The organism is Gilliamella sp. ESL0441 (assembly GCF_019469185.1).
Taxonomy (GTDB): domain Bacteria; phylum Pseudomonadota; class Gammaproteobacteria; order Enterobacterales; family Orbaceae; genus Gilliamella.
On the sequence record NZ_CP048264.1, the window covers coordinates 1372763 to 1384793 of the forward strand.

10 protein-coding genes are annotated in these 12031 nt (G+C 33.0%); 3 read left to right on the plus strand and 7 right to left on the minus strand.

Annotated elements, in window-relative coordinates:
* Positions 1-106: 106 nt before the first annotated feature.
* The 3 genes from prfH to GYM75_RS06045 form a co-directional block, all read right to left on the minus strand.
* A complete protein-coding gene (gene prfH / locus GYM75_RS06035; protein WP_220217254.1) occupies positions 107-727 on the minus strand; it encodes a peptide chain release factor H in 621 nt (206 codons plus the stop codon).
* Entirely contained in the window at positions 727-1815 is a 1089-nt protein-coding gene (locus tag GYM75_RS06040; protein WP_220217255.1) for an RNA ligase RtcB family protein, read from the minus strand. The genes prfH and GYM75_RS06040 overlap by 1 nt, the downstream gene beginning before the upstream one ends.
* 515 nt (positions 1816-2330) lie before the next feature.
* Positions 2331-4244 (minus strand): hypothetical protein, encoded by a 1914-nt coding sequence (locus GYM75_RS06045; RefSeq protein ID WP_220217256.1) that lies wholly within the window; start codon positions 4242-4244, stop codon positions 2331-2333.
* Positions 4245-4847: 603 nt separating this feature from the next.
* On the opposite strand from GYM75_RS06045, the gene GYM75_RS06050 reads away from it, so the two are divergent.
* The gene (locus GYM75_RS06050; RefSeq protein WP_220215090.1) at positions 4848-5798 is read left to right on the plus strand and encodes an arsenic resistance protein; all 951 of its coding nucleotides are present in this window, start codon (positions 4848-4850) and stop codon (positions 5796-5798) included.
* A gap of 40 nt (positions 5799-5838) precedes the next feature.
* Here GYM75_RS06050 and GYM75_RS06055 read toward each other — a convergent pair whose 3' ends face one another.
* The 3 genes from GYM75_RS06055 to GYM75_RS06065 all read right to left on the minus strand — a co-directional run bounded on the left by GYM75_RS06055 (position 5839) and on the right by GYM75_RS06065 (position 9145).
* The gene (locus GYM75_RS06055) at positions 5839-6744 is read right to left on the minus strand and encodes an endonuclease/exonuclease/phosphatase family protein (protein ID WP_220215091.1); all 906 of its coding nucleotides are present in this window, start codon (positions 6742-6744) and stop codon (positions 5839-5841) included.
* Between the two features lie 185 nt (positions 6745-6929).
* Complete coding sequence (locus GYM75_RS06060) at positions 6930-7841, minus strand: endonuclease/exonuclease/phosphatase family protein (protein WP_220215092.1); 912 nt, start codon at positions 7839-7841, stop codon at positions 6930-6932.
* A 482-nt stretch (positions 7842-8323) separates the two neighbouring features.
* Positions 8324-9145, minus strand: a complete 822-nt coding sequence (locus GYM75_RS06065; protein WP_220215093.1) for a MetQ/NlpA family ABC transporter substrate-binding protein — start codon at positions 9143-9145, stop codon at positions 8324-8326.
* A 221-nt stretch (positions 9146-9366) separates the two neighbouring features.
* Between GYM75_RS06065 and GYM75_RS06070 the strand changes: the two genes are divergently transcribed.
* A complete protein-coding gene (locus tag GYM75_RS06070) occupies positions 9367-10128 on the plus strand; it encodes a hypothetical protein (RefSeq protein ID WP_220215094.1) in 762 nt (253 codons plus the stop codon).
* Between the two features lie 15 nt (positions 10129-10143).
* Complete coding sequence (locus tag GYM75_RS06075; protein ID WP_220215095.1) at positions 10144-10869, plus strand: hypothetical protein; 726 nt, start codon at positions 10144-10146, stop codon at positions 10867-10869.
* 114 nt (positions 10870-10983) lie between these two features.
* Here the strand turns inward: GYM75_RS06075 and GYM75_RS06080 are convergent, their stop codons facing one another.
* Positions 10984-11946, minus strand: a complete 963-nt coding sequence (locus tag GYM75_RS06080; RefSeq protein WP_220215096.1) for an aldo/keto reductase — start codon at positions 11944-11946, stop codon at positions 10984-10986.
* Positions 11947-12031 lie beyond the last annotated feature (85 nt).

Consider the following 12031-nt stretch of genomic DNA (forward strand, 5'->3'; position numbering starts at 1 on the left):
TTCCCTATCAGATAAACAGGAAACCTGAATGAAAAAATAATATCAATTCAAAAAAATGAATTGAAAGATATGCCTGAAATTCAATAACACAATGTTCTTCATTTAGTTATTTTCTGCCCTCCCAAAACTGTTCTCCATAAAATACTAGACTACTGTTACCACGAGGAATAGCATAATGAAATTGCTGACGAATATCTTTTTGTTGTTGATATTGATTTGCCTCATATTCAGCCAATTTATGTGCTAACAGCACTTTTGCTATACGTTTATTTGCATGTTGGCTACGTTCTGATTGAACTTTAACCGTAATACCGGTGCTAATATGCGTTGCCCGCACAGCGGACTCCGTTTTATTCACATGCTGCCCACCTGCCCCTGAAGATTTCGTTGTTGAAAATTCAATTGCACTCTCTAGTATTGGCGCAGGATTTGGTAAGCAAGTAATACCGATAAACCAATTTTTACGTTTATGATGTGGTCGGTAAGGACTCTGACACACCCATTGTAAAGTACCGCTCCAACGAGCAATTAGTTGTTCACTTTGATCACCTTCAACAGAAATCAATACCGAACGATAAGTATTGGGCTTATCGCCCATAATACTTTCTAGAATTTCGGCGGTTAACGCTAATTTGTTTGCTTCAAACAAAAATTGTTTTACCGCTTTTGCCACCGTCAATGTGCATTCATCTGGTCCTCTGCCAGACGATAATAAGAGTATTGGCATTAGTGACCTCCTTGTGTTTTATAATTCAATATTGGTGTAAGTTGAGCGATAACCGTGACAAGGTTCGCTTGTTGCATCGATTCAATCACACTATCTATTGATTTGTAGGCTTGTGGCGCCTCTTCAAAAATTAAACTGCTGTCTTCACAAATGACACGGCTACCTAATTTTGTACGTTTTAGTTCAGCTATTGAGTAACGATGATCTAGTTTGCCTTTACAGTCAGCTCGACGCCATTTTCGCCCTGCACCATGGGCGAGCGATAAAAGTAGATCTTCATTCGGTATCGGTTTAACTAAATAGCTATAATCCCCTCGAGAACCCGGTACGATAACAAGGTCATCCATTGCTGAGGAAGCCCCTTTGCGATGTAACCAATAATTTTTATGATCAAGTGTCACTTTTTGTAAAAAATTATGACAAACATTCAACATTTCACGTCCATGAGTGTTAAGATTATTCATTAACCTTTCAGCAATCACTTGTCGATTTAGCATGGCAAATGCGACCGCATTATCATGTTTTGCCAAATATTCAAGTGCGGCAGAACTTTCATCAGCTAAACCTTGATAACCAAATCGTGATAGCTGGTTTTGCAAAATAGCATGCCCTAATCCTCGTGACCCACTATGTACTAGCAAAAATAATTTTTTAGCATTAAGTTGGTAGTGTTCAAAAAGTTGTGCGTGACAAATTTTGCTAACCTTTTGTAACTCTGCAAAATGATTCCCACCACCAATTGTACCGAGGTTATATTTATGTCGTACATCAGGTTGATCAATATTCCCGATCTGCCGTGTCAATTTATCTATGCTTAATTTAGCAATATTAATATCGGTTTGCCAAAAGCCCATTCCACAACCAATATCACTGCCAATTAATGCAGGATAAATGGTTTCTCGACTTAAATAAGCTGCGCCAATTGGGTACCCTTTTCCGGGATGAAGATCCGGCATACCGACTACTTTAACCATATTGGGTAATTCGGCAGTAGTCTGTAATTGTTGAATAGCTAAACCTTCAACCCACGTGTTTTTTGATGCGATGTATAAGGCTTTTTCAGATAGTATCTGTATAGAATTGTCCATATATCAATCCATTTAAAAAATATTATTATTGTTTAGTACTCATAATTTAAATGTGATACAAAAGATGAATAACAACTAATATTAGCAATGTTAGATCGCTATTACTGACAACATTATCTTTGTGCTGTCGATAAAAGTTAGATGTTAACTAACATATTTTTTAGGTTGTTAATGACTTTAATTACATCAATAAACAAAAAATTGTTTTTTAAATTATGGGTATGAATTTAAAAGGCAGGCTAAGATTAGCAGAATGAATTGAAGCAAGAATGAAAAGATGAATTATTCAATTATTTTGCGAAAAGCCTGCAAAGGTTGTTTGTACAGATCATAATGAATTCTCCTTTGCCGTTAATAATGGCGCATATCATAATGAGCTTTTTTTCTATTGTAAATAGTTTCATTATATTATTTTTTGTTCCATTCGTTTTAAGCCCGTTTTAAAATTTGACATTTCATATGCCTATTTTGAGCTTAATTTTATGCCTTGTATTTGCAGACAAGGCATATTGTAATTATTGCGGAATTAGCGACATGACAACTGTTTCGAAAGGCTCAAGAGTGATTAATGCCGTTTTATCCACACTCGTTGGTTTTTGCGCATAAGATTCACTGTGATAATCAATGTTGATTTTAAAATGTGAACTTGCCTTTGCCGGCAACTCTAAATCATTTTGTAAATCCAGATAATAAATTTGCTGTTTATCTGACGGATTGCGTAAAGTAATAATGGATTTATCTTGCGTCCATCCCGCCCAACCATATACCCCTAATTTTGTGGGATCTTTACCAATCCAATGGGTATCGAATAACACGTTTTGGTTATCTCTTGCCCAATTAGCAGCCGATGCTAACGTATCCCAATTGTTTGTTGTCATCAGTTCAGGAGTAATGTACATTTCTTGTAATTGCGTTCCTGTTGCAAAGTAACTCCAAACTTGATCAGCAAAGTCATTTTCGGTTTCTTGTTGCAAATGTTTTGCTTGTTTAGCGTATACAATACCATGCAGCATAAGTGAATTTAATGGAAATAAGGGACCTTTTAAAACAATAGAACGATACGTTTCCGCATCACGATAAGTTAACCACTGTTGAACTTTACTACCGGGTCCATAATAATTGACATCATCGCCACCTCGCCAGATAGAGTCGGCATAAAATAACCAAGACGGCGTCGCTTGTGTACCAGTTGTTAGATTAATATATAAATGATCATTAGCTTTACGCATATCTTGGATTAAATGAATCGCAGCATCAAAATCACTGGTAAATTGGCTGCCGGCGATCACTTTATCTGCATTACCTGTTCCATCGAGTTTGAACATGGTAATGTTCTGATTTTGGATTAATTCTAAAATTCGTTTATGAAAATTAGCATAGTATTTAGGGCCTGATAAGGCGAGTTTGCCATCCATGGTTTCATAACCCAGTTTTAATGCATTGGCAACACGAGTATCACGTGGTTTATTGTATCCACCCCAAGGTGACAACCAAATACCCAGCTCGGCGTGATATTTTTCAGATGCGGTTTTTAATTTTTTAAATTCACTCGGAAAATTATCACCAAATCCCCAGTTACCCGTTAAATTATCCCAACCGTCATCAAATAGATAACCATCTAGGGTAACATGACGTTTTTCAACTAATTCTTGACCATATTGTTCGATTCGTAACAGTGCTTCCTTTTCAGTATAAGGATTAAAAAATCCGATATCTAGCCAAGAATTATAATGTAAGTACGGGCTATATGGTCGCTGGCGAACTTGATTAATAAATTCATTTACATGGCGTCTTAATTGCCCTTTTTCATAAGTGCCAATATAGGTTTTGTAACTCAAGGTATGATTCACTTGTAACGGGATAGCTTGCGGAATTTTTTGCAACACACCACCTTCATAGGCAACGGTATTGGTCAATGGATTTTCGGGAATGATAAAAAAGGTATCACTAATAATCGGCGAACTGACAACGGAGCCGTAAACAAATGGCGCTTGAGAATGAAACGGCATTATAGAAACGTCTGACATTGAAAGTGCCTGTTTTTTAGGGGTGATTTGCAGTTCATAACTGGCAAAATGTTTATCATCATTGAGAATCAATAGGGTTTGAATCGCAATATCATGACCACTGAAATTTAAATAAATTTGATTGTCTTTTTGTTGTAAATTATCTAAGTGGAAATCTTTATCGGTCAATTTTTTCCCCGAATTTAGTGTGATCTCAAATAGCGTATTAACAGTGATTGAATCATTAGTTACGGGATTAGTAATATTAAACGATGTGACGTTTTGTTGTTTGCCACTATCAGATAGCGTGATTTGGGTATGCTGCCCTGTTAATTGATATTCTTTAGCCCACACCGCATCAACAGACAAACCAAATGCGCTGAGTAACCCAATTGTGATCCAATTTTTGACATACGTTTTCATTACGACCTCCTGATTGATAAAAATTCGACAAAAGAATTGACCGAAATATGAATATCAGTATAGGTATTTGAGTGATGCTAAATTGTGATCTTGATTGCAGATTACAGGTGGATTGAAATTCTTAAAAAAAGCTTTTATTTGTCTCAAAATGAAAAGCTAATTTGGCTTCATGTTGAAATACAATGCTATTTTTTCCCTAAAATAGAGATAAGATTGTTTGTACCGAGTTCAACAATGAAAGATCGTTGATAATTAGACAGCGAATTTGCTTTTATTATCTGATGTGACAAAGATCGCATTTTTGATAAATGCTTGCCAATTTGAATGCGTAGTTCAACAAAAATTCATTTGTTGTCAACGCTATAATGATTTTAAGTGATAAATTTAAGCAAAATAGTGATATGGATGATAAATCCAAGGTATTTTCCATTTAGATGCTGTCAATAAATGAGCTATTTGAACTAAATAATTAATCGAATAATTTGAATTGAATCGAAATACAAAGATAACTGTTTGTATTTATTGGTATGAATATTACATTCTTTGAATTTGTTGATTTCTGATATGCTATCTGTTCGTTATTGCTTAATGAATAATGACACTATGCAACAAATCAAAGATAATTTAGAAAAAAATCAGATAGCTATTTATTTTTCTGTGGTGATGATAGCTATTGGTCTGGTATTTTGTTTAGACAACACCTCAATATTCGACATGTTTATCAATCCAGTATTAGCATTCATGTTGTTTGTCACTTTCTTACAAGTTCCTGTGACTGAGATTAAACAGTTTTGGTCTTATAAGCGATTTATGGTGGCATTACTTATAACAAATTTTATTATTATACCTGTTGGGGTTGGATTATTAGCGCTATTTCTACCTTCCAAACCTTTCATTAAACTGGGCGTATTACTTGTGTTACTTGCCCCTTGTATTGATTATGTTGTCACTTTTTCTCATCTTGGACGCGCAGATGCCCGTTTATTATTGATGGCAACACCTTTATTATTGTTGTTACAAATGTTTTTACTGCCTGTTTACTTAACTTTTATGATTGGTGAACAGGTCAACCAGCTCATTCACCTCCAACCCTTTATCTATGCTTTTATTTGGTTAATGGTCATTCCTTTCTGTTTAGCTACCTTAATGCAAGTCTGGGCTGTACGAAATCACACAGGCAAAAAAATGATACATGGGCTAAATATGTTACCCGTTCCAGCCACGGCATTAACGCTTTTTATCGTTATTTTGGCAGTTCTACCTCAGCTGAAAGGTAATTTATCAGTCGTAGTATCCGTTATTCCATTTTATATAATTTTTGCTATTGTCGCCCCTTTAGTTGGATGGTTTATTGGTCGTTGTTTTCATGTTTCCGTCGCAGGAAGTCGAGCGATAGCTTTTAGTGCCGGTACTCGAAATGCGCTAGTCATTTTACCTTTAGCGTTAGCCATACCTAATGCAATACCTATCCTACCTGCAATTATCGTTACGCAAACACTTATCGAATTAATCAGCGAGCTAGTTTATATTTATGTTATTGCTAAACTAAAATGAATGCTTAAAAGACAATGGGCTAAATGCCCATTTCCATTTTTTATTGCTCAATCAATTTTAATTTAGCGATCACTGGAATATGGTCGCTTACAAGTGGCCATTTGATACCATTCCACTCATTGCCATCATTGGGAATAATGAATTGCTCAACTTGCCATATTTGATTTCGACTTGTAAAAATATGATCTAAATCTAATCCAGGATTTCCTGCTGGCCAAGTGCGAGTATCGACATTTTCTTGTTTTACCAATGTCCAGTATTTTTCAAGCTCTTTAATGACTCTATCATTTTTAACAGAATTAAAATCGCCTAACAATACCATAATTCCAGTTACTAAATTTGGAAATTCATCATCTAAATCCAGATCATCAAACACAATACTATTAATAAAACGTGCTTGTGACATTCTTACCTCATCTTCTTCATGCCAATCAAAATGAGTATTAAACACATAAATTGGCGAATCAAAGCCCGGCACATTAATTTGACTTAACATCAGGGATCGTTGTTCAAAATCACCAGAGGGTAACAAAAAAGTTTTACTTTTTACTATTGGATATTTAGACAATATGGCATTACCGTAATTACCGCCTTTCATGTCCGTTGCTTTGCCAAACAGATAGTACATTCCCGTTTTTTCTGCTATTACTTTTGCTTGATCTAAGCCATCACTACGTGTGGTATTTTGATCGACTTCTTCAAGAGTTATGATATCCGCATCCATTGCTTTAATCGCGTTAGCAACTAAATCTAAATTAACCTTATGCTTTCTAAGCCCGCCTGCAATGTTGAAATTTGCAATGGTAATTTCTGGTTGATCTTTACCGGTATACACTTTATTCGGCGAATGTTGATATTGTGATATCACTAAATCTTCTGTTGCCAATGCATATGAAAATAACGAAAACAAACCCACTATAGTCAGTACTAAACAATTTTTCTTCATATCTTTATCCTACAACTTTTTTGATTTCATCAATTCGAGTTAGATTATTCGATGCTCTTTTTGATATTAATTGAATTTAAATGGACATGTTGCGATCACAATCACAACTTGTTGATTATCATTGGAAAATACTGTCATATAAAAATGACTGATAAAAGCCATGCAATGATACATGGCTTTCACTATTATGGTTGTGATGATTTATTTTTAATGATCATTTGTACAGGATAATGATCAGAGTAATTATCCGTAAAATCGTCTTTTAAGACTTTAACCTCAATAACGTCGTTTTTTAATGGGGGGGACACATAAATATAATCATAACGCAGCGGTGTTGAAGCTTGATCGTAAAATACTTTGGTTGGCGCTGTCGCAATAAATTCTTTATTTTTAATTTTCAACGCATCAATAAATCCTGCATCCAATAAATTTTGTTGAACGGTATAACTTAATTGTCCATTAACAAGATTTTCTAATATCGGTCTTTTTTTCTGTTTTTCTTTGATATCGTTTAACAAATTACTTTTATCGTAGGTTTCTTTATCCGCAGGTGAAAAAGAGTTTAAATCACCAGCAATAATCCATTTACCATTTGGATCACGGCTATATTTGATAGAATCGATAATTAAATTCATTTCATCAATTCTTTTTTCTGTCCAAAATGGATTCATATGGGTAATAACAAAATGATAATTGCCAATATCGGCATACAGCGCACCATGCCATAGATTATCCACGACTTTATCAACATTGACTATAGGATATTTTGACGTAATGGCGACAGGGAAAAAAGCGGCATCATCAGGTTTTTCTTTCAATAATACCGCATATTTATGTCCATAACTTGCGGCAAATTTTTCAAGCTTTTCACGAGTAAAAAAATTCATTTCTTGCCAGGCAATAATATCGGCATCTTGTGCTTTTGCCCATTCGATAAATTTCTGTTTTCCGTCTGTTTCGTCTAATTTCATACCATTATAGACATTGTAACTAATGATTTTAAGGTCTTTCACATCATCAATTGAAGCAAAAACAGTTGAAGTACTTAGGATAAAACTACTGATAATGGCTGCTAATTTTAATTTCCTTTTAATCATAATGATATACCTTTCTTTGATTAAGATTAGTTTTTAGTATGAGGTTGATTGAGCTCTAAAAAAATATCTTTTTCTGATTTTTGTGATGTATATCAATATATTTTTATCTAGGTTAGTGTTTTTTTATGATTGATAGAAATAATTCCGAAGCATTATTTTCCAATGTGATTTCAAACTTTTTATAAGCTTTACTAAAATCACTGCCGGTTAAGGTTAAAAGTTGCTGCCAGTTATTTCGTTTTTCTACAAATGGTTAACTAAAATTAATGAATAGATTAATTAAAAAAACAAAGAATTTTTTACATTATATTCATTTGAAGATTTTCACAAAAATAGTAACATTTTAGGGCATTAATTAAGAAATTTAATTTTTGTTATGAAGATATTGATGTTTTATTCTTCATATAATTTAAAGAATCAGCCTCAACAGTCAAACCAATATCTTTTTTCCATATAAAGATATTGGTTATTTTATTTCTTTCTTATTTTGGCCAAATAAATCTACCTTTGGCATCCGGATCTTGTTCAATAAATGTTTTGAGTTTTTCAGATTGATAGAGTTGTTTAACGTCATTTGCCCATGCCGTATTGAGATTTTCTTTTTTAACAACGACCATTAACTCTAAATTGGGCGATAATTCTTCTTGAATTAAAATATTATCTGCTGGTACTTTACTTAACCATGCTACCCCTCCAGGCATAATTGCATAATCAACTTCGCCAAGTACTCGCGGAATAATTTCGGATAAAAGCGTTTTAAATTTCAAATTATAACTGTTTTCTATTATATCATTTAATGTAATTATGCCTGATTGTGCGTCAGGTTTAAGCTTGATCCAACCAATTCTTTGCAACAATAATAATGATCGGGAAGTGTTAGAAGGATCATTTGGGATCGCAATAATTTGATTGGATGCAATATCATTGATTGAATGATGTTTTTGTGAGAATAAAGCTGCTGATATGGAAGGGATATGAACTAAAGAGACAAGATCGTTATGGGTCTCTTTGTTATAAACATCAAGATAATCTTGATGTTGGGCTGCATTCATATCAATACTTCCTTCAACCAATGCGGTATTGGCATCCCGCAAAGAACTAAAATTAACCAGTTTGACTCTGTAGCCTTTTTTTTCTAATTCGGGTTTGACCACACGCTCCATTAAAATATTGTGCATACTAGGAGGTAATCCCACAATGATTTCCTGTTTTTTAACATCATTTTTTGAAACGTTATTACCCTTTTGTTCACATCCTAATAAGGATAAACCAAGAAGCATTAATAAAAACCAGTATTTTGTCATTATCTCTCCTATTTTGTTCAAATTAAATGTAAACACATTTTTTGAATGCTTTTTATTTACTATTTTACTTTGGTAAGTATAGGCGGATGTTGAGAACGATGATAATACAGAAAAATTATATCATTATTCGATTAAGTCATATGAAATTTTTGTTTAAATGCCGATCTGTTTGTGATTAAATACATTCCCATAAAGGAAATTTAACAATAAGAAAGAATAAAATGAAAACAAAAGTTATTTTAATTGTTGGTTTAGTTTTACCCTTGTTAGCTTGTGATAATAAAAACATAAACTCAACAATAATTACAAACAATTATATCAATAATGGTCAATATAATATTATTCCTAATTCAAAAGTAATAAAGAAGCAAAAATTTGAAGGAAGCTATTCGGCAGTAATTGAATCTAATCCAGATGGGTTAATTACATTTTATACATTAAACGATATTAAAAAACATTTGGATTATAAAAATTCAAAGTACGTTATAGAATCACCTGATAAACTTTCTTATAAAATCAATTTTGATGATAATAAAAATATCCTCTCAATGGAAGATTCTTCCGGAATAAAAATCGTTAAATCTGATTATGACGATAAAGGGCGAGTGATTAAAATTGAAAATGAGATCACGCCTAGTAATAATTTTCATTTTATAAATCAGATTACTTATGACGACAATTTGGTCAAAGAAAGAAAATATGAAATGTTTGTCCGTAACAAGGATGATAATTGGTCACCACTTCATATCATAAAAATACAATTTTTTTATAACTCGAAAAAACAATTAGAAAAAACAATTGAATATTTTTATTCAGCAGTAGATGGTCAATATGAAGTTGATAAAAAAAATCAATTGATCCCCCTTAATCAATTTGAATGCTTTTTTGATGAACACAACCAATATGGTGATTGGACTAAACAATATTGTTTAAAATCCGAAGAATCAACAAAGTTTGTGTCTCGAACTTTAGAATATTATTAATTGATTAGGGAAAATATGATGAAGAGGATGCTCATTCTATGTTGTTTTCTAAGTGTATTATCCGCTTGTAATAAAACAGAGCAATCTAACAAAATAGAACTGACTAATAATTATCTTTTATTTAGTAGTGCTGATTATATACCGCATTCAAATATTATCAAACAACAAAAAATTATTGGCAGTGAACATCAACGTTATCAATCTGATTCTAATGGTATGCTTACTTCCGTTGAGCTCATACCCGTAAAAATTGACAATAATTATGAATTAAACAAAAGTCATTTTTTAATTGATAATAAATATAATTTAGATCTAACCATGGAATTTGATGAAAAGAAACGTTTAGTAAAAATGGAAGATGTTGATAAAAAAATATCTTGGATTGCAACATACGATGATCAAAATAGAATCATTAAAATAGAACGTTTTACTACTCCGATTACAATCAATCAGATATTTTATGATAACGACAAGATTACAAAAATTATTACGCAAACAACATTAGAAATGGATGACTCTTTTTCTTATAACCTGATTGAAGAAAAATATTTTTCTTATAATGAAAATAAGCAATTAAGCAAAACCACAATTAAAATTCATGATCAGTTGGATTCAAAATCGGTTCTAACCAAAAAATGTTCATTCTATGACCATAATGAAAATGGTGATTGGACAAAATCTTATTGCTTAAAATTAGGAGAAAATTATACTTATTTTAATTTGCGTGAGATAACCTATTAGTTACATCTTAGTATAAGTATAGTTTTTATTGAGATAAGTTATATCCCTAAAGCATTAAATATTGCCTTAGGGCTGATTTTTACAATTTACCAAAAAGGGCACTAGTAAACTTATTTACAATGCCCCTACGATAGGATGAGGTTTATAAAGTTCTTCAAGATAATCGATATCTTCTTTTGTCAACGAGACCTTGAGTGATCCAACTGCATCATCTAAATACCGAGTTTTAGTCGCTCCGATAATTGGTGAAGCCACCCCCCGAGCAAATTGCCAAGCTAATGCTATTTGCGTCATCGTTACCTTATATTTCTCAGCAAGTTGATGAACTCGTTGTACTATACTAATATCTGATTTTTCCATACCATCATATTTAGCAATAGCCGTTTGGTCTGTTTTACTACGTAAAGTATCGGTATGCCATTCTAACCGAGAAAGCCGTCCGGCAGCTAATGGACTATATGGCGTTAAAGAAACATTAAATTGTTTACAGACAGGAATTAATTCACGTTCATCTTCACGATATAATAAATTATAGTGATTTTGCATCGATACAAATTTTGTCCACCCATTTAGTTCTGCTGCAAGTTGCATATTATAAAATTGATAACCATACATTGCCGATGCACCTAAAGCTCTCACCTTCCCAGCTTTTACGAGTTTATCTAAAGCTTGCATGGTTTCTTCGATCGGGGTGTTATAGTCAAAACGATGAATAATGTATAAATCAACGTAATCTGTTCCAAGCCTTTTGAGTGAGCCTTCAATTTCTCTTTCAATAGCACCTTTGGATAGATGCCCCTCATTAAAATAAACTTTAGTTGCTAAAATAACTTTATCGCGAGCAATATTTTTTTTAAGAGCTTGTCCTACATATTCTTCACTTGTTCCCGCAGAGTAAATATTAGCTGTATCAATAAAATTAATACCTAAATCGAGTGCGTGCTTGATGATTGTTTCACTTTCAGCAGAATTGAGTGTCCAGGCATGCATTTTACTAGCAGGATCACCAAAGCTCATGCATCCTAAACAAAAACGTGAGACTTCAATATCGGTATTGCCTAATGTTGTATATTTCATAAAATCCCCCTATCTCACAAAATTATTTTTAATCAATGCTGTTTATCATTAAGTTTTATTTCCTTAATTAAAAAATATTCTTTAA

What these genes read in the sequence shown, in the direction of transcription:
- GYM75_RS06070 (WP_220215094.1), top strand. Translation starts at nt 9,367, where the DNA reads ATGAAAACAAAAGTTATTTTAATTGTTGGTTTAGTTTTACCCTTGTTA.
- GYM75_RS06065 (WP_220215093.1), bottom strand. Translation starts at nt 9,145, where the DNA reads ATGACAAAATACTGGTTTTTATTAATGCTTCTTGGTTTATCCTTATTA.
- GYM75_RS06045 (WP_220217256.1), bottom strand. Translation starts at nt 4,244, where the DNA reads ATGAAAACGTATGTCAAAAATTGGATCACAATTGGGTTACTCAGCGCA.
- GYM75_RS06060 (WP_220215092.1), bottom strand. Translation starts at nt 7,841, where the DNA reads ATGATTAAAAGGAAATTAAAATTAGCAGCCATTATCAGTAGTTTTATC.
- GYM75_RS06080 (WP_220215096.1), bottom strand. Translation starts at nt 11,946, where the DNA reads ATGAAATATACAACATTAGGCAATACCGATATTGAAGTCTCACGTTTT.
- GYM75_RS06050 (WP_220215090.1), top strand. Translation starts at nt 4,848, where the DNA reads ATGCAACAAATCAAAGATAATTTAGAAAAAAATCAGATAGCTATTTAT.
- GYM75_RS06075 (WP_220215095.1), top strand. Translation starts at nt 10,144, where the DNA reads ATGATGAAGAGGATGCTCATTCTATGTTGTTTTCTAAGTGTATTATCC.
- prfH (WP_220217254.1), bottom strand. Translation starts at nt 727, where the DNA reads ATGCCAATACTCTTATTATCGTCTGGCAGAGGACCAGATGAATGCACA.
- GYM75_RS06040 (WP_220217255.1), bottom strand. Translation starts at nt 1,815, where the DNA reads ATGGACAATTCTATACAGATACTATCTGAAAAAGCCTTATACATCGCA.
- GYM75_RS06055 (WP_220215091.1), bottom strand. Translation starts at nt 6,744, where the DNA reads ATGAAGAAAAATTGTTTAGTACTGACTATAGTGGGTTTGTTTTCGTTA.